The sequence below is a fragment of the Mesorhizobium comanense genome (assembly GCF_005503535.1).
Classification (GTDB): domain Bacteria; phylum Pseudomonadota; class Alphaproteobacteria; order Rhizobiales; family Rhizobiaceae; genus Mesorhizobium; species Mesorhizobium comanense.
In genome coordinates, this window is the sequence record NZ_SCNN01000001.1 from 787,014 (window position 1) to 804,745 (window position 17,732).

General features: G+C 63.9%; 18 protein-coding genes. 8 read left to right on the plus strand and 10 right to left on the minus strand.

Translation table 11 applies throughout. The features are described 5' to 3' along the window. Window positions 1-8: 8 nt before the first annotated feature. Genes FFS37_RS03695 through FFS37_RS03705 form a run of 3 tightly spaced genes read right to left on the minus strand, consistent with a single transcriptional unit; the run spans window position 9 to window position 2,713 of the window. On the minus strand, window positions 9-722 hold the full coding sequence (locus tag FFS37_RS03695; RefSeq protein ID WP_137929562.1) for an ABC transporter ATP-binding protein: 714 nt from the start codon (window positions 720-722) through the stop codon (window positions 9-11). Then, complete coding sequence (locus tag FFS37_RS03700) at window positions 719-1,456, minus strand: ABC transporter ATP-binding protein (protein ID WP_137929563.1); 738 nt, start codon at window positions 1,454-1,456, stop codon at window positions 719-721. Before FFS37_RS03700 ends, FFS37_RS03695 begins: the two co-directional genes overlap by 4 nt. Before the next feature lie 3 nt (window positions 1,457-1,459). Next, window positions 1,460-2,713, minus strand: a complete 1,254-nt coding sequence (locus FFS37_RS03705; protein ID WP_137929564.1) for an ABC transporter substrate-binding protein — start codon at window positions 2,711-2,713, stop codon at window positions 1,460-1,462. A 189-nt stretch (window positions 2,714-2,902) separates the two neighbouring features. On the opposite strand from FFS37_RS03705, the gene FFS37_RS03710 reads away from it, so the two are divergent. Together FFS37_RS03710 and FFS37_RS03715 are read left to right on the plus strand one after the other, a co-directional pair. After that, window positions 2,903-3,721, plus strand: a complete 819-nt coding sequence (locus tag FFS37_RS03710) for an alpha/beta fold hydrolase (RefSeq protein WP_137929565.1) — start codon at window positions 2,903-2,905, stop codon at window positions 3,719-3,721. A 237-nt stretch (window positions 3,722-3,958) separates the two neighbouring features. Then, the gene (locus tag FFS37_RS03715; protein ID WP_137929566.1) at window positions 3,959-5,353 is read left to right on the plus strand and encodes a multicopper oxidase family protein; all 1,395 of its coding nucleotides are present in this window, start codon (window positions 3,959-3,961) and stop codon (window positions 5,351-5,353) included. A gap of 19 nt (window positions 5,354-5,372) precedes the next feature. On the opposite strand, the gene FFS37_RS03720 is transcribed toward FFS37_RS03715, so the two are convergent. From FFS37_RS03720 to FFS37_RS03730, 3 genes are all read right to left on the minus strand, one after another. Continuing rightward, window positions 5,373-5,660: a PTS sugar transporter subunit IIB gene (locus FFS37_RS03720; RefSeq protein ID WP_137929567.1), complete on the minus strand. Its 288-nt coding sequence runs from the start codon at window positions 5,658-5,660 to the stop codon at window positions 5,373-5,375. Between the two features lie 17 nt (window positions 5,661-5,677). Continuing rightward, window positions 5,678-6,139 carry a PTS sugar transporter subunit IIA gene (locus FFS37_RS03725; RefSeq protein WP_137929568.1) on the minus strand — a complete coding sequence of 154 codons (462 nt, stop codon included), beginning with the start codon at window positions 6,137-6,139 and terminating at the stop codon, window positions 5,678-5,680. 86 nt (window positions 6,140-6,225) lie between these two features. Then, window positions 6,226-7,632: a PTS galactitol transporter subunit IIC gene (locus FFS37_RS03730; protein ID WP_137929569.1), complete on the minus strand. Its 1,407-nt coding sequence runs from the start codon at window positions 7,630-7,632 to the stop codon at window positions 6,226-6,228. Between the two features lie 344 nt (window positions 7,633-7,976). Here FFS37_RS03730 and FFS37_RS03735 point away from each other — a divergent pair, with 344 nt between their 5' ends. The 3 genes from FFS37_RS03735 to FFS37_RS03745 are packed head-to-tail and all read left to right on the plus strand — an operon-like array spanning window position 7,977 to window position 9,991. Beyond that, window positions 7,977-9,311, plus strand: coding sequence for an NAD(P)H-dependent oxidoreductase (locus FFS37_RS03735; RefSeq protein ID WP_137929570.1), 1,335 nt, complete (start codon window positions 7,977-7,979; stop codon window positions 9,309-9,311). Between the two features lie 45 nt (window positions 9,312-9,356). Beyond that, on the plus strand, window positions 9,357-9,599 hold the full coding sequence (locus FFS37_RS03740) for a type II toxin-antitoxin system VapB family antitoxin (RefSeq protein WP_137929571.1): 243 nt from the start codon (window positions 9,357-9,359) through the stop codon (window positions 9,597-9,599). Beyond that, window positions 9,599-9,991 carry a type II toxin-antitoxin system VapC family toxin gene (locus FFS37_RS03745; RefSeq protein WP_137929572.1) on the plus strand — a complete coding sequence of 131 codons (393 nt, stop codon included), beginning with the start codon at window positions 9,599-9,601 and terminating at the stop codon, window positions 9,989-9,991. Before FFS37_RS03740 ends, FFS37_RS03745 begins: the two co-directional genes overlap by 1 nt. 13 nt (window positions 9,992-10,004) lie before the next feature. Here the strand turns inward: FFS37_RS03745 and proC are convergent, their stop codons facing one another. The 3 genes from proC to FFS37_RS03760 form a co-directional block, all read right to left on the minus strand. After that, window positions 10,005-10,820, minus strand: coding sequence for a pyrroline-5-carboxylate reductase (gene proC / locus FFS37_RS03750; RefSeq protein ID WP_137929573.1), 816 nt, complete (start codon window positions 10,818-10,820; stop codon window positions 10,005-10,007). A 61-nt stretch (window positions 10,821-10,881) separates the two neighbouring features. Then, the gene (locus tag FFS37_RS03755; RefSeq protein ID WP_137929574.1) at window positions 10,882-12,210 is read right to left on the minus strand and encodes an O-antigen ligase family protein; all 1,329 of its coding nucleotides are present in this window, start codon (window positions 12,208-12,210) and stop codon (window positions 10,882-10,884) included. Then, a complete protein-coding gene (locus tag FFS37_RS03760; protein WP_137929575.1) occupies window positions 12,179-13,177 on the minus strand; it encodes a glycosyltransferase family 2 protein in 999 nt (332 codons plus the stop codon). The genes FFS37_RS03755 and FFS37_RS03760 overlap by 32 nt, the downstream gene beginning before the upstream one ends. Before the next feature lie 172 nt (window positions 13,178-13,349). Here FFS37_RS03760 and FFS37_RS03765 point away from each other — a divergent pair, with 172 nt between their 5' ends. From FFS37_RS03765 to FFS37_RS03775, 3 genes are read left to right on the plus strand one after another with little or no spacing between them, the layout of a single operon-like run. After that, entirely contained in the window at window positions 13,350-14,522 is a 1,173-nt protein-coding gene (locus tag FFS37_RS03765) for a glycosyltransferase family 4 protein (protein WP_137929576.1), read from the plus strand. Continuing rightward, entirely contained in the window at window positions 14,519-15,325 is an 807-nt protein-coding gene (locus FFS37_RS03770; RefSeq protein WP_137929577.1) for a WecB/TagA/CpsF family glycosyltransferase, read from the plus strand. The genes FFS37_RS03765 and FFS37_RS03770 overlap by 4 nt, the downstream gene beginning before the upstream one ends. Then, a complete protein-coding gene (locus FFS37_RS03775) occupies window positions 15,322-16,251 on the plus strand; it encodes a DUF6492 family protein (RefSeq protein WP_137929578.1) in 930 nt (309 codons plus the stop codon). The genes FFS37_RS03770 and FFS37_RS03775 overlap by 4 nt, the downstream gene beginning before the upstream one ends. A gap of 7 nt (window positions 16,252-16,258) precedes the next feature. Here FFS37_RS03775 and FFS37_RS03780 read toward each other — a convergent pair whose 3' ends face one another. Then, complete coding sequence (locus FFS37_RS03780; protein ID WP_137929579.1) at window positions 16,259-17,554, minus strand: lipopolysaccharide biosynthesis protein; 1,296 nt, start codon at window positions 17,552-17,554, stop codon at window positions 16,259-16,261. Window positions 17,555-17,732 lie beyond the last annotated feature (178 nt).

The following is a 17,732-nucleotide window of genomic DNA, read 5'->3' on the forward strand; positions in this document are numbered from 1 at the left end:
TCGAAATCCTAATGACCAAAATACATAGACATGATCTCGCCGTGGTCGAGGCTTTCGCCCGGCTTGATCTCGGTCGCCACCGCGCCGTGATTGACGAGGTAGAGTTGCTGCGTCAGCTCCAGCAGGAACTCGATGTCCTGCTCGACGACGATGAGCGGCACGCCGCCGCGCGAAATCTCCAGGACGGAGGCGCAGAGCTCGTCCTTGATCTTGGGCGCCAGACCGAGCGTCGGCTCGTCGAGGATCAAAAGGCGCGGATGGCTCATCAGCGCCGTGCCGATCGACACCATCTGGCGCTCTCCGCCCGACAGCGTACGCACCCGCTGGCGCCAGCGTTGCGCCAGCTTGGGAAACAGCTTGATGACCTTTTCCCGGTTCTCCGCCTCGTGCGGGCGGGCTCGCGCCGAATAGGCGCCGAGCGCCATGCAGTCGGCGATGGAAAGGTCGGGAAACAGCCGGTTGCCCTGCGGCACGTGGATCAGCCCGGTGCCGACAATGGCGCGCGCGCTCAAACCGGCGATGTCCTGGCCATCGAACCGGATGCTGCCGCCCCTCGGCTTCAGCAGGCCGGAGATCGCCCGCAGCAGCGTCGTCTTGCCATGCCCGTTGGGACCGAACAGGCCGACATTGCCGAAGCGCCCGGCTTCCAGTGAAATGTCGTGCAGCACGGTGACGCGACCATAGCCGGCGGTGACGCCCTCGACGGTAAGAACCGGGCTCATGCCGCCGACCTCCGCGTTCCGAGATAGGCCTCGATGACACGAGGGTCGGCGATGACGACAGCCGGATCCCCGGCTGCCAGAACGCGGCCATTGTTGAGGACCAGCAGATGTTGCGACAGGCTCATCAGGAACGTCAGCACATGCTCGATCAGAAGGATGGTTATGCCGCGTTCCGCAGTGCGGCGTATCAGGCTGATCGACGTCTCGATCTCGGGTTTGGTCAGGCTCGAGGCGGGTTCGTCGAGCAGGAGCATGCGCGGCTTCATGGCAATCGCTGTGGCCAGCATTAGGCATTTGCGCTCGAACACGGAGAGTTCGCCGGCCAGCCGTCCGAAGGAGGCCGATCCCAATCCAACGAACTCCAGGGCTTCCGCAGCCGTGTCACGGGCAACTGTCGCCATCTTTTCCCGCTTGCCGTAGCTGGCGCCGATCAGCGCGTTCTCGAACACGGTTAGGCCGTCGAAGCTGGTTTCCCGCTGAAAGGTGCGGGCAAGGCCCAGCCGCGCGATGGCGTGCCCGGATTTGCCGGCAATGGCGGTCCCGTCGAAGCGGATCTGACCTTTGTCAGGTCCGAACGGGATGCCCGTGATGATGTTGAACAACGTGCTTTTGCCGCTGCCGTTCGGGCCGGCGATGCCGAAGATCTCGCCGGCCTCGACCTTGAACGACACGCCGTCGACGGCCTTCAGCGAACCGAAGGCCTTCGAGACGTCGTCCAGTTCAAGCAGTGCCATTCCTCACTGCATCCAGGGCTGGAGCTTGAAGGCGCCAGTGGCGTACTTGTCCGGCGAGATCAGCGTGCGCTGGCCGTCCCAGATCTGGAAGAAGGTGATCGGGATGTAGTCGTCGCCCTGCGTGGCGAGGTGCGTCGCCGGGTCGAATTTCAGCCTGCCTTCGGCCACCTGCTTGTCTGTCTCCGACAGCGCCTTCATGATCGCCGCGTGGTCCGACGCGCCGCCGACCTTCTTGACGGCGTCGAAATAGACATTCGTCATTTCGTAGAGGCCGACGCCGTAGGTGCCGCTCTCGACGCCATACTTGGCCTTGAACTTGGCCGCCACCTCGTCGGCGCGCGGGTTCTTCGGCGTCGTCAGCGCGCCGCCGAGCAGATTGTAGATGACGCCGTCCGACTTCTTGCCGGTAAGTTCGACGAATTCCGGAACGCTCGGTGCGTATTGCAGGAAGACCAGGCTCTTGGTCGGCTGTTCCAGGAACTGGTTCAGGAAGGATGCCGAATTGCCCGGCAGGTAGTCGGTGTTGATGACGACGTCGGGCACGTCCCCGCGCACCTTGGCCAGGATTGGGCGCCAGTCGGTCACTTCGCCGAACGGCACGATCTCGTCGACGGTGATGGTCCAGCCCTTTTCCTTGAAGGTCTTCTTCATGCCTTCAGAGATGGTCTTGGAATAGGCGTTGTCGGAGGAGATGATCGCCACCTTCTTGGTCGGCAGCTTGATCTTGCCTTCTGCCTCAAGCTTCTCGACGAACAGGGTGACGTCGGTGTTGTAGGCGTCGAAGGATGGCGTCAGCGACCAGCAGCACATGTATTTTTCGGGGTTTGGCGCGATGATGTCCCGGGTCTGCTGCGAGGTCGCGGCCAACATGTAAGGCATCTCGGCCTCGGCCATGTTGTCGATTTCGAAATTGGTCAGGCTGGCATAGCCGGTGAGCATGAACTGCACGCCGGGGTCGCCGAGCAGGCGCTCGACCGCGCTGGTGACGTTGCCGGCGGACTGGTCCTTGACGTCGCCCACCACCAGTTCGAAGGTGTTGCCGGCAACGCCGCCGGCGGCATTCGCCTCGTCGATCGCCATCTGCACGCCGCGCTGGAATTCCTGGCCGTCGGCAGCCGCGGGGCCGGTGATCGGCGCCAGAAGGCCGATCTTGACGACATCGGCGAAGGCAGGCGCGCTTGCCGTGGCGAACGCGCCGATCAGCGCGGTGCTCATCAGCATATGGCGGATTCTGGTCGCGGCGGATTTGGATTTCATCGTGCGGTTCCCTGTTTTCCTCCCGTTCATCGGGAGTTGGATAATTGACAATCTACGCATAATTGTTCTTATTTGAAAAGGATTTTTCAACGCAACCTAACCGGGAAGCGGGTTCCCGCAAAGGTATAGAAGCCGTGGCGCTTTGTTGCGCATCTGCACTGAAACGAGGCAATTCCAGCCGGAGGCACCATGACGATCGCGCAGCATACCCTTGAAACCAGCCACGGCAGGATCGCCGTTCGCGACACCGGCGGCAAAGGCACGCCCGTGCTGCTGATCCACGGAAACTCTTCTTCCGGCGCGGTTTTCCGCAACCAGCTCGAGAGCCCGCTCGGCGAGCGCTACCGGCTCATCGCTCCCGACCTGCCGGGGCACGGGGCTTCCGGCGACGCCATCGATCCGGAGCGTTCCTACAGTATGGAAGGCTACGCCGATGCGATGACCGAAGTGCTGAGGCTGCTCGGCGTTGGCAAGGCGATCGTGTTCGGCTGGTCGCTCGGCGGCCACATCGGCCTGGAGATGATCGACCGCTACCCCGGTCTTCTGGCTCTGATGATCACGGGCACTCCGCCCGTGGCGCCGGAAGAGGTGGGCAATGGCTTCAAGACCAGCCCGCACATGCATCTTGCCGGGCAGGAAACCTTCAGCGCCGCCGATGTCGATGCCTATGCGCGCAGCACCTGCGGCGAGCCGTTCGAGCCTTTCCTCCTCGAGACCGTCGCGCGCACCGATGGACGCGCACGGCGCCTGATGTTCGAGAAGTTCGCAGCCGGCACCGGCCGCAACCAGCGCGAGATCGTCGCCGGCAAGACGCCGCCGATCGCCGTCCTCAACGGCATCGACGAACCGTTCGTCAACACTGACTTCGTCTCGGCCGTGAAGTTTTCCAACCTGTGGGAGGGCAAGGCTCATCTTCTCGACAATTCGGGCCATGCGCCGTTCTGGGATTCGCCGGATCGGTTCAACCCGATCTTCGCCCGCTTCCTGGCAAGCGTCGATAAGGGGTAGGCGGATCACGCTGGCATCTGGACTGCCCCCCGCCAAGAACGCGGCTCGCTTCGGCTCGCCATGCGCCGGCCGTGCTACCTTACCGCAGGTTGCGAGAAAACCTTGCAGAGGCGCAGGCACTGCTTGCCGGATTGCGTTGAGATGCGATCAGCCCGTATAGGCATTTGCGCCGGCGGCCGCTCCTGATCCAAGGCGGTGATGGATTGCCGGCAATCGCCTGAGCAGTTGGAGCGCTGAATGTCTCTTTTCACACGCCGCGGGCTCTTGAAGACCGCCGCCACGTTTGGCGCCGCTGGTGTCGGGTACGGAGCCATCGGCAGGTTTGGCGGCTGGGCCGCCGCAAGCCCGGATCCTGTCGTGCTGCGCACGGCGAAAATCCAGGCCACGCTGATGGATGGCAGCCAGACCAACAATGTGCTGACCTATGGCAGCGCCGGAATGCCGCCGGTGCTCAGGATGAGGAAGGGCGAGCCCTTCGCGGCCCGCCTCGTCAACGCCATAGATGATCCCACGACCATCCATTGGCACGGCATTCGCCTGCCCAACAAGATGGATGGCGTGCCATTCCTGGTGCAGCCCTATGTCTACACCGGCGATCATTTCGACTACGCCTTCACGCCGCCCGACGCCGGCACCTTCTGGTATCATCCGCACTGCAACACGCTGGAGCAGATGGGCCATGGCCTGACCGGCGTGATCGTGGTCGAGAACCCCGGCGATCAGCAATTCGATGCCGAAGTGGTTCTCAATCTGCGCGACTGGCGGCTCGGTGACGACGCCCAGTTCATCGAGCAGTTCCGGCCTCGCGATGCCGCCAGGACCGGAACCTACGGCACGGTGCGCACCGCCAATTGGCTCGACCAGCCGCGGTATGACGCGCCTTCCGGCGGGCTGGTGCGGCTGCGGGTGGCAATTTCAGATGTTACCCGCATCTACGCCTTTCGCGTCGAGGGCGGCGAGGCTGAAGTCATCGCGCTCGACGGCAATCCGGTGCCCCGGCGCTTCTCGCCCGATGCGCTGCTGCTGGGACCGGGCCAGCGCATGGAACTCGCCGTCCGGATGCCCGACGACGAGGGTGCGACCGTCAGCTTGCGCGACGTCAGGGGGACCAAGCCGAAAGTCATCGCGACTCTGCGATCGGTTGGGGCGTCCCTGAAGCGGGATGCTCGCGACGTGGCGCCCCTGGAGCCAAATCCGGTGCCCGAGGTCGACCTCTCCACCGCGCAGCACATCTCATTGGCGTTGAGCGCCACCGCCGAAAATGTTCCGAGCAACGGCATCTGCGGTTCGCTCGGCTACAGTTTCTGGGCCATCAACAAGGTGCCCTGGCCGGGCGATACGCCGGATCCCACCGCGCCGCTGGCCGAATTGAAGCTCGGCAAGAGCTACGTCATCGACATGGAGAACCTGACGCCGCAGTCGCATCCGATCCATCTGCACGGCATGAGCTTCAAGGTGCTGTCGTCCTCGACACGGCAGGTTGAGCCGCTGATTTCTGACACCTACCTCATCCAGGCCAACGAGAAAGTCAGCCTCGGCTTCGTCGCCGACAATCCCGGCGACTGGCTGCTGCATTGCCACATCATCGAGCACCAGAAATCCGGCATGACGAGCTACGTCAGGGTGGTTTGAAGCCCGCTTCGTCCGCGATCTATTTGCGCAGCTGCGCCTCGATCTCGTCGAGCACCTTGTCCTTGCCGATGCCGGTAAGGAAGGCGAGCCCCTTGATGACCGGCTTGGTCACCGAAGCAGAGATCGGCGTGGTGGCGACGATGAAGTCGACGCTGTCGGCCAGCCCGGGCACTTCGGTCGCCTTCGCCTGCTGCGCGTTGAAGGTAAGGCCGCGCTTCTTCATCGCCTCGGTGACGGCGACATTGACGGCCGTCGAGGTGGCTACGCCCGTGCCGCAGGCAAAGAGAATTGTTTTCTGTCTGGACATTTCTTGTTCCTCCTTTTTCAGCCGAGCACGGCGCGCACGTCGTCGAGCGTCCTGGCCGTCCTCAGCCCGTCCAGCGCTTCCGGATTCTGAATGGTGGCCATCACGGATTGCAAGGCTTCAATCTGCTTGTCCTTGTCGTTGATGGCAAGCAGGAAGACGAAGCCGACCGGCAGCTTCTCGTCGGGATCTTCCATGTTGGCGAAGGTCACCGGCTGCTTGAGCGTGCCCATCGCGATGCCGGGCTTCAGCACGTGTTCGGGATCGGTATGCGGGACGGCGACATTGTCGGCGCGCTCCAGCGGCAGTCCCGTCGGAATTGTGTTCTCGCGGCGCACGACGGCGTCGGCATAGGTGCTCTTGACGTAGCCGAGCTTTTCGAGCCGCCCGGCCAGGATGCGGATGATTTCCTCATTGGTCGAGGCGTCGGATCCGAGCACGATCGCGTCGGGATCGAGAAGCTGCATGAGGCCGTCGGACATATTCTACTCCGTCTATAAAGATCGTGCGCCCTCTCGATGAAAGAGATAGGGCGCACGATCATTTCGAAATGAAGGCGCGTCGCGGTTCAGGCGGTGCCTTCCGCCGGCTCGTCCTCGGCGCCCGCTGCCCGCTCCCAGCCCAGCGTGTTGCGGCGGTAGAGAAGGAAGAGTGCCGCGATCACCACCGCGATCACGATGATGCCGACGAGGCCGAGGCCCTGGATCGCTTCGATGATCACATAGGGAACCCACAGGAAGCCGTCGACCACGGAAGTGATCTGCAACGCATCCGCCGGCAGCTTGAAGCCCGAGGCGACGGCGGCACTGGTGAACAGCGGCGCGAGCGCGTTGGCGACATAGAAACCGATGGCCAGCGTGACGGTGCCGATCACCACCATGCGGAACACATTGCCTTTCACCAGCGGCGCTGTCATGGCGACGATGAACGGGATGACCGCCAGGTCGGCGAACAGGATGACGCGGTTGCCGGGCAGGATCACCGACAGGACGATCGCGATCGGCACCAGGATCAGCGACGACGAGATCGCGGCGGGATGGCCGATCAGGATCGCGGAGTCTAGGCCGACGAGAAGCTCGCGGTCGCCGGTACGCTTGCGCACGAATTCCTGCGCGGCGTCGGAAACCGGAAGCAGGCCTTCCATCAGGATCTTCACCATGCGCGGCAGAAGCAGCATCACCGCCGCCAGCGTCATGCCGGTGCCGAGCACCTTGGCGAGCACCGTGCCGAGATCGCCGGCATTGTAGAAGGCGATGGCGCCGAGCACGAGGCCGATGATCAAGCCGAGCACGACGGGCTCACCAAAGACGCCGAAGCGGCGCTCGATGGTTTCGGTGTTGATGTTGATACGGTTGATGCCCGGGATACGGTCCATGATCCAGTTCAGGATGATGGCGATCGGCAGGATCTGCGCCGAGGCCAGATGTGGCACCGAGATGCCGGGCACGCCGTAGAACTGCTGCACGGCACGCGCCGACCAGTCGGCGAACAGCAGCGACAGTGCGGCCACCAGCGCCGCGATGGCGATGCCGTAGGCCAGATTGTCGGTTGCCGCCACCACGAGCGAGCCGACGAAGGCGAAGTGCCAGAAATTCCAGACGTCGACGTTCAGCGTACGCGTCATGCGCGTCAGAAGCAGCACGATGTTGACCAGGATGCCGACCGGGATGACCCAGAGGCCGACCGACGAACCGAAGGCGATCGCAGCCGCCGACGGCCAGCCGACATCGATGATGTCGCGGTGGATGCCGGTGTTGGTCACGATGGCCTTCGCCACGTCGCCGATCGACGTGAACATCAGGCCAAGCACGAGGTTGATACCGATGAAGGCGACGCCGATGGTGACGGCGGCGCGGAAGGCCTTGCTCACCTTGGCGCCCAGGACCACGGCGATGATGAAAATGACGATCGGCAGCAGGATTGTCGCGCCGAGCGTGTCGATGGCCCCTTTGAGGCCAGCGAGAACAGTATCCATTGTTCCTCCCCTGGAGCCCGGGCCCTGCCCGAAGGTGCTCCGTTGATCTCGTCCATGCCTTTGCCACAACTTGGCGCAAAGGCTTCCCCAACCTAACGAGAGGCCGAATGCCCATCCGGAAAGCACCCCGGACTGAACATTTGCCTTTGTTAGCAAACGAATGTTTTATTGGGTCTGTTCACGGCAATGTCAATTGGCAACCCTTTGGGCCAATCCGGCCGGAAAATCCCCCTTTTTTCGACCGGATTTCGTTGGAAATCGCCGCTTGCCGGCGGTTTCGTTGGCACAGCCGGCCCGTCCCTGCTAATCCGGCCCCAAATCAAGAAGCTGTGGACATCCCCCGCATGACCAATGTCGCCCTGACCGGGCTTGCTCGCGATCTTGCGAACCGCGCAGCCGAGGGACGCCCGGTGCGCATCGGCGTCATCGGGTCGGGCGAGATGGGCACCGATCTCGTCACGCAAGGCATGCTGATGCCGGGCATCTCGGTCTGTGCCATCTCGACACGGCGCCCGCACACCGCGCGTGACGCCATCCGCATCGCCTATGGCGACGAGGCGATGGCGGTCGAGGCCGATACCGCCTCGAAAGTCACGGCGGCGATCGAAGCCGGAAAGATCGCCATCACCTCCAACGAGATGCTGGTCATCAACCCGCTGATCGACGTCGTCATCGACGCCACGGGAAAGCCCGGCGTCGCCGCCGATTTCTGCCTGTCGGCGATGGAGCATGGCAAGCATCTGGTAATGATGAATGTCGAGGCCGATGTCACCATCGGCTGCTATCTCAAGCAGCAGGCCGACCGGCTCGGCGTCGTCTATTCGGTAGGGGCCGGCGACGAGCCGTCGAGCTGCATGGAACTGATCGAATTCGCATCCGCGCTCGGGCTGACCATCGTCTCGGCGGGCAAGGGCAAGAACAACCCGCTCAACCGCGACGCCGTGCCCGACGATTATCGCGAGGAAGCCATCCGCCGCAACATGAACCCGCGCATGCTGGTCGAGTTCGTCGATGGGTCAAAGACGATGGTCGAGATGTGCGCGATCGCCAACGCCACCGGGCTTGTGCCCGACGTGCCGGGCATGCATGGCCCGAAGGCCGATCGCGATGATCTGGCCAAGGTCCTGATTCCGCGCGAGGCCGGTGGGCTGCTGTTGAAGAAAGGCGTCGTCGACTACACGATTGGCAAGGGCGTCGCGCCCGGTGTCTTCGTCATCGTCGAGGCCACGCATCCGCGCATCATCGAACGCATGGACGATCTGCATATCGGCCACGGCCCTTACTACAGCCTCTTCCGGCCCTATCACCTGACATCGCTGGAAGTGCCGTTGACGGCGGCCCGCATCATGCTGTCCGGCAAGCCCGACATGGTGCCACTGCCACGCCCGGTCGCCGAGGTCTGCGCCGTCGCCAAGCGCGATCTCGCCGCCGGCGAGACCTTCGATGCGATCGGCGAGACCTGCTATCGCTCCTGGACCATGACCGTCGGCGACGCCCGCACCCAGCGTGCCGTGCCGGTCGGCCTGCTCGAGGGAGGCAAGGTGTTGAAACCGGTCAGGAAAGGCGATTTGCTGACTGCCGACAACGCCGCGCCCGATCCGACGACGAAGCTGTTCGCGTTACGCCGGCTCCAGGACGAGATGCTTTACGGAAAACAGGTCGCTATGGCAGCGTCATGACAAATGCGCTATGTTGTAGTGACAGATGTCGCTGAGGATCGGCCAATGAATCTCCAGATCAGGGATCCGCGTGCGCGTGAACTCGCACGACGGCTTGCCGCCAAGCGCAAGATTTCCATGACCGAGGCGGTTATCGAAGCGCTTGAATCCGAATTGAAGCGGGAAAGCGGACGCATCCCTCTGGCGGAACGGCTTGCTGCCATCGCCAAGGATTTAAAGGCCAAAGCCGGCCAAGGCGGTCGGCCTGTAAGCAAGGACGAGATTGACGACATGTGGGGACATCCCTGATGTTTGTTGACACCTCTGTCGTTGTCGCAATTCTTTCGGAAGAAGGGGATGCCGGCGAATGGAGCAACCGAATCCAGGCGGCACCGCACAAGATCACTTCAGCACTGGTCGTGCTGGAAGCAGCGATGCGGCTTTCCACCATGCTTGCTGTAGAGCCGGTTGTCGTGGAAGCGGCGATAGAGGTATTTCTTCGCGAGGCTGAAATCGAAATTGTGCCGATCGGTGCTGGCGATGCCAAGCTCGCGATCCAGGCGTTTTCAGCCTACGGAAAAGGGCGGGGACATCCCGCCCAACTCAACCTCGCAGATTGTCTTTCTTACGCCTGCGCCAAGAGCCGCGGCTCGGTTCTGCTCTACAAAGGCAACGACTTCTCGCATACGGATCTCGCGTAGCGGCACACTCCGCTTACTTCCCCAACTCGATCGACCGCAGCCGCGCCGCTTCCACAGCCTGGGTGAGTAGATCGGTCAGCCGGTCCTCGCCCATCAGCACGCCAAGCGCCGCCGCCGTCGTGCCATTGGGGCTGGTGACCTGCTGGCGCAGCACGCCAGGGTCTTCCTTGCTCTCGGCGGCGAGCGAGGCGGCACCGTAGACCGTCTGCATGGCGAGCAGCCTGGCGGTCGCCGCTGGCAGGCCCGCTTTCTCGGCGGCCACCGTCAGCGCTTCGATGAAGTGGAAGATATAGGCCGGTCCCGATCCTGACACGGCGGTAACCGCATCCATCAGGCTCTCGTCGTCGATGGTCGCCACTTCGCCGCTGGCCGACAACAGATCGGTGACGAAACGCTTGGTGTCGTCGGAGACGAGCTTGTTGGAGAACACCACCATCATGCCTTTGCCGATGGCCGCCGGCGTGTTGGGCATGCAACGCACGACGGGCGCATGGCTGCCGAGGATCTCCTCGAAGGTGGCGGCGGGCGTGCCGGCGGCGATGCTGACGAAAGTCGTGCGGCCATCGCCGAAGCGCTTGTAGGCGGCGGTGACGTCGCGGATCACCTGTGGCTTCACCGCGATGACGACGAGACTGGGCACGGCATCGGCCGGGATCGCACCGGCATCGGCCGCGCTTGCGCAACCGAGCGCCGCCGCGCGATTGCGCAGATCGGCATTGGGCTCGACCACGAAGACCGCCGATGGCGCGAGCTTGCCGGATTTCAGCCAGCCCGAGAGCATGGCGTAACCCATATTGCCGCAGCCGGCGAGAACAAGCCTGATCGTCATTGAGAGCCCTCCAGAGGTAGGCCCTTCCCATAGACGTTCAGGTTCAGCCGTGGAAGCCCTGTCAGGTGGGGCGGGAAGCGCCACGCACCGGGATCGGTCGCAGCGATACTTGCCTCAAGCCAAGCACGCCGAGCACGAAGAACAGCCAGACCGGGTCGCCGCGATGGAAGAAGAAGCTTTCGAGGAAAGCATTGAGCGCGGTGAACAGCACCACCATCATGAAGAAATCGCCGAGAAAGATGTTTTCCCTGCGCAGCGGAATGCGCATGTAGTCGCGCAGCGGCGCGATGAGGAAGGTGTAGACCGCCACGCAAAGGGCGGGAATGCCCATCAGCACGGCGATGTCGAGATAGCCGTCATGGCCGTGCACGATGGTCCTGATATCCCAGGGGCGGTCGAAAGGCTGGTCCTGGTTGAGCAGCAGCGGCGTGCCCCAGAAGCTCTCATAGCCGTAACCGGTCCATGGCTTCTTCGCCAGCATCGAGCCGGCGAACTCCCACAGCGTCGTGCGGCCGGTATAGGTCATGTCGGGAAAATAGATTGCCGCCAGATGTTTGACCGGCGGCAGGAAGACGATGCCCAGCGTTCCGACCGCTGTCGCGATGATGGCCAGCGCAAACAGGATCGGCGTGCCAAGCCGCATGCCCATCAGGCTCGGGAACATCACGATCAGGATCGAGAATGGCACCAGGCCGGCGGTGGTCTTGGAGCCGGTGTGCAGCATGAAGATCATCGCCGCGCAGAAGATGCCCGCGCCCCACCAGCGCTGCCCGCGCCTGTAGAGATAGAGACCGGCGAAGCTGAAGCAGGCCATGATCGGGCCGGCGATGTTCTTGTGGGTGAACACGCCGCGCCACAGGCCCGCATGTTCGGGTTCCTGCGAGTCGGCCGTGTGCAAGGCCTCGTGCGGAAAGACGATCAGGCCGGCATAGGACAGACCCATCACCACAACGGCGGTGAAGATGATGACTTTCGAGAACGATTCGGCATCGCGCGGCAACGCCAGGATGGTCGCCATGGTCAGAATGCCGATCATGGTGAAGGACGCGGCGCGCATGGCTGACGGCGGGTCGGTGGCCATCACCACCGACAGGAAGAAGAAGCCCAGCATCAACACCCAGGACGGACTGAGCAGCGAGCGCACGATGCGTGGATCGGCGAAGGCCATCAGCGAGAAGATGGAAATGGCGCCAAGCGAGCTGAAGCCGAGCTGATTGACGATGTCGCCGCCGTCGCCGGTGAGCTCGGCGCCCGCCGGCTGGAACGGACGGAACGACACCATGATGACGGTGAACAGCAGCGCGGCGATCGCCGTCGCCACGCCGTCGCGCGTGAACGCGGCGCTGAGCGGGGCGCGCTCAGTTTTTCTCAGGCTGGCGGTATTGCTCATTGGCATATCCGAATTCGGCCAGCACACGGCCGAGCGCGACATGGAGGGGATAGACCGCGATCGCCGGTGATCCTGTCCGCGCCAGCCGGATCAGGCCGCGCAACGGCGATGCCGCCAGCAGCGCCAGGCTCTTGGCGAACACCCTGGCGCCGGCCAGCGGTGCGCCGTCGCGCTTCTTCTTCTCGACCAGGGTCGAGATGACGCCGTTGCGCAAGGATCGGGAGCGGATCCAGTCGGCCTCGACACGCCGGGCCGGAACGGTTTCGCGCACCATGGCCTGCGCGCACCAGCCAAGCACGAAGCCGCGCTGCGCGGACCGGCTGAGAAAGTCGGAATCGCCGCCGCCCATGAAGTTGAATCTGAGATCGAGGAAAGGCGGCCCCATGGCGGTCAGCACATTGCGCCCGACCAGGAGATTGCCTGATGAATAGAGCGCCGGCACACGCCCCGTCTGCCGATAGGGAGGTGCGAACACCGGATGGTCGGCCCATTTCGCATGGGTGGCGTCGGCAAAGACAGGCACCTGCGGGCCGCCGACAATATCGGCGCCGAGCGTTTCGGCAGCCATGCACATGCGTTCCAGCCAATCCGGATCGGCGATCTCGTCATCGTCGATCACCAGCAGGTACCTGAAGTTCGGAAAATGCAGGATCGCCGTTTGCCAACCGGCATTGTAGGCGCTGCAATTGCCGCGCTCATGCGCGATGATGACCATGCCCTGGATTTCGCCGCGCTCGAACAGCGGCAGCACCGCCTTGGCGCCCTCACGCGCCTCGGCTTCGTTCTCCATGACGATGATCGCAAAGCGCCGGCCGGTCCGCTGCGCGCTGAGCGACGCCAGCGTGTCCAGCACCTGTTTGGGCCGTTTGAAAGTCGGCAGGGTGACGACCGCCTCGACGGCCTCCACGTCCAGCCGGGGAGACCGCCCAACGATCGATACCGAACCGTCCGATGGCAAAGGGATCATCCGTCTCCAGCCGCGTCGCGAGATGGGTTCTGGTAGCACCACGGTTGATAAGGTTTCGTTAATCACCTTGCACGGAGAAGCCTGCCAGGCATCGGCTTTAGGCCATAGATCGTGCTCGCTTAATCAAGGGTTCACCGCGCTTTGCTACCGGCTACACCACTGGATAGGTGAGATGCATCTGCTGTTCGCCACATCGATCGTGCCCGATGGCGCTCTCGCCTCGGGCTACGAGATCGCCAACGCGGCCATCATCGCCGCCCTGCGGCGTGCCGGCGCGCGCGTCACCGTCATCGGCTTCACCTGGCCTGGGAAGGCCGCGGCCGATCCGCAAGACACCATCGTGCTGGGCGCCATCGACGTGCGTACCGAAAGCGCGTCGCCGCTGCAAAAGCTCGCCTGGGCGGGCAGGGCAATCCTTTCAGGCCTCACTTTCGCGTCGGTCAAGCTGCGCACGGTCTCCGATCAAGCCATCCGGGCCGCCATCGAACAAGACGGTCCGTTCGACGCCTATGTCATGAACTCCGTGCAGTTCGCCGGCGCCTTCGAAAACCTTTTCACCGATCGGCCTTCGATTTTCGTCGCCCACAATGTCGAGCATCTCTCGGCGCGCGAGAATGCGGCCGCCGCCAGCGGTATTTTCCAGCGCTTCCTGTTCCGACGCGAGGCCAGGCTGCTGAAGCTCATGGAAGAGCGTCTGTGCCGCCGGGCGCGCTTCGTCTTTACATTGGCCGAGGAAGATCGTGCGGCCCTCGGTGTCGCCTCCGGCGAGCGTTCGGCGGCGCTGCCGCTGGTGACCGGCGCCCGGGCGCAAACCCGCGAAGGTTCGCGCAGGATCGATTGCGACGCCGCTCTTATCGGCACCTGGACCTGGCAGCCAAACCGCATCGGCCTCGACTGGTTCCTGGGCAAGGTCGCGCCGCATCTGCGGCCTGATTTCCGCATCCGCATCGCGGGTCACATGCCTTCCGGCATAACCTCCACTCATCCGGGTGTGGAATTTGTGGGACGCGTTCCCGACGCCAGCGCTTTCGTACGCGGCGCCGCCGTCATCCCGCTGATCAGCACGGCGGGCAGCGGCGTACAGTTGAAGACCATCGAAACCTTCGAGCTTGGCCTGCCTTCGGTGGCCACCAGCCGCTCCTTGCGCGGGATCGATCATCGTCCCGCCAATTGCGTCGTCGCCGACGATCCGGCCGCCTTCGCCAGGGCGCTCGAGGCTGCCGCGGCCGACATCCATGACGTCGACGGCGCCGCGTTCCATCGCCAGCAGCTCAAGGCGCTCGATGCCGCCATTCGGCTCGGCCTGGCAAAGCTCGGTCCCGTCAGGCAGGAGGCGTTTGCATGAACATGCACACAGCCCGCGCCGCGTTCGGATTTGACAGTTTCAAGGCGATCCTCGGCATCCCAGTGCTCGCCATCCGCTGGAATGACGCGATTGCCCTGCTGAACCGCCTGATTGCCGAGAAACGCTTCACCAAGGTGAGTTTTCTCAACGCGCACAATGCCAACATCGCCTACACCGATCCGGTCTTCGCCGAGGCGCTTGACGACTTCCTCATCCTGCCCGACGGCATCGGGGTCGATCTCGCCGCCAAGCTCCTCTACGGCGCACCGTTTCCCGACAATCTCAACGGCACCGATTTCGTGCCGGCCTTCCTGCAGGCCTCGACGAGGCCGCTCACCGTGGGGCTTCTTGGCGCAACCCGCGTCAATGCCGAGGCGGCGTCGGTCCGACTGGCCGCCCTTGCCCTGCAGCACAACTTCGTCGTCATCCACGATGGCTATTTCTCGGCCGCGCAGGAGCCGGAGATCATCGGCCGGATCGCGGCGCTGCGGCCTGACATGCTGCTGGTCGCCATGGGCGTCCCGCGCCAGGAATTGTGGATCGCGCGCCACATCGATGAACGCCACTGCACCTTGCCGGTCGCAGTCGGCGCGCTGCTCGATTTCCTGAGCGGCTCGGTGCCGCGCGCGCCGCTGTGGATGCGCCGCCTGCGCCTGGAATGGCTGTTCCGGCTGGCGGTCGAGCCGGGCCGGCTCTGGCGCCGCTACGTGGTCGGCAATCCGATGTTTCTGTGGCGCGTCGTCAAGCAGAAATGGTCGCGCGACCGTGACGCCGTTGGAAACGCCCCCGGAGAGCTCCGTTGAACAAGCGGTTCGTTCCAGACGCTCTTGCCGGTTCGAACCTGTTGCCGCGCACGCCGGCGGCCGCGGTGGTGACGGCCAGCTATGCGCCGGACTTCGAGCGCTGCCGCCTGCTGTGCGAGACGCTCGACCGGCACGTTTCAGGCGTCGCTCGCCACTACATCCTGGTCGAACACCGCGATGTCGCGCTTTTCCGTCAGTTGGAGACCAGCCGTCGCACCGTCGTCGATGAGCGCGACCTGCTGCCGCGCTGGCTGCACGCGGTCGATGATCCGCTGAGCCTGTTTCGCCGGCGTGTCTGGCTCAGCTTCAGGACACAGCCGCTGCGCGGCTGGCATGTGCAGCAGCTGCGCCGCATCGCCATCGCGGCGCATGCCCGGGAAGACGTGCTGGTGTTCTGCGATTCCGACGTCGCGTTCGTGAAACCCTTCGACTGCGGCGCCTTCTGGCGCGACGGCATGACGAGGTTGTTCCGCCGCGACGGCGTGCTTGCCGATGACGGCCATGACGAGCACCGCGTCTGGTCGCGCAACGCCGGCGCGGCACTCGGCATCGAGCCGTCCATGGCATCGGTCCACGACTATATCTCGACGCTGATTGCCTGGCGCCGCGACACGGTGCTGGCCATGTGCGGCCGGATCGAGACCGTGCACGGTCGCGACTGGGTCGAGGCGGTCGGCAGGGCGCGCCAGTTCTCCGAATGCATGATCTACGGCCGCTATGTCGATGACGTTCTCGACGGCGCCGGCCACTTCCACGGCTCGGAAGAATTCTGCCGCGTCCATTGGACAGGCGAGGCGCTGTCCGACGACGAATTCCGCCGCTTCGTCGCCGGCATGGCGCCGGAACAGGTGGCGATCGGCATGCAGTCCTTCATCGGCACCGACATCGGCCGCATCCGCCGCCTGATCGGCCTCGACCGCGCCTGATCTCCGGTCAGATCGCCTTGGCCGGCCGGCGTAGCGCCGAGTAGGTGAGCAGCATCGACGCGAGATAGAGCAGCAGGAAGACGATGTTGAGCGACAGCACCAGCGTCGACGTGTCGGAAATCGTGGTCAACACATAGGTCAGCAGCAGCGCCTTCAGGCCGGCGAGCAGGCCGAGATTGAGTGCCCTAACCAGCGTCTGGCCGCGCGCGAAAAGCAGCTCGGCTTGGTATTCGACGAGGTTGCGCAGCCCCGGCACGCAGATCGCCAGTGCAACGAGGGGCGCGGCCTCCGAGACATTCTTGCCGAGCGCATTGGGAAAGAAATGCAGCACGACGCCAAGCGTCAGCAGGGCCAGCGTCGAGACCGCGAACACGCCACCCTCGATGCCGCTCTTCACCGCCAGCCGCGAGAGCAGTTCGGGCGCCCGCATCATGCGTTGCACCAGCATCATGGAGAAGGTGCGGATCGGGATCGCGGTCAGGTCGACCAGCCGCATGATGATGGCGTAGATACCGGCCAGATGCGGTCCGCCGATCGCCAGCACCAGAAGCTTGTCGAACTCCATCTGCAGGTAGAACAACACCTCGGCGCCCGCGACATAGACGGAATCGGCGAGCCGCCGCAGGTAAAGCTCGGTGCGCAGCCGCAGCCGCTGGCGTGGATAGAACCAGCCGAAGGCGAGCAGCAGCGAGGCTGCGTTGGCGCCGATATAGAACCATGACCACGCCGCGACGCTGTGCTGCGCCGAAACCATGAACAGCACTGCGCCGAGAGCGCGCAGCGCAGTCGCCACGATGGCGAGAAGTGCTGCCCGGCCGAACTTGCCGAGACCGTTGTTGACGATCAGCGCTACCTCCACGGGCCGCCATAGCAGCGCCTCGGCGAACACGATCGCGGCAAACACCGACAACGGCACGGTGCTGGCAAAGAAGATCAGATAGACCGCGTAGGAAGCCGCGGCCAGAAATGGCAGCGAAGCGGCGCCGAGCAGCAGGAAGCCGGCGGTGAAGGTGCCGATCAGGTTGGGCCGGATGGTGGCGGTGCGGTAGAGCGCAGAGATGAAGCCGAAGGCCAGGATTCGCGACAGCATCACGCCCGCCGCCGAGGCGGTGGCAAACATGCCGAATTCGGCGATGGACAGGGTGTTGGCGAGTGCGATGAAATAGGCGAGCGAAAAGACGAGCCGTCCTCCGGCGCCGCTGATTGCCGAAAAATAATCGCGAACCAGCCCCCGTCGCTCGGCCACGAAAGTGCCGATCCGGGCGAAAGTCCGCCTTTGCGGTATGCCGCGAGCCTCGCTCATGTGCCGTCAAGCCATAGGCAGGAAAGCTTAACGTGCCGTTCTGGCGCCCGAAGTGGCCGAAATACCCGCGTTTGAGGTTATGAAAAGCTTGCGCGCCCGCCGCCAAAATTAACCTTTTGTTTCCTATGCCTGTTTAGCTTGGCTTAACAAATGGCCGACCGCCGCTGCCAAGCGGCCA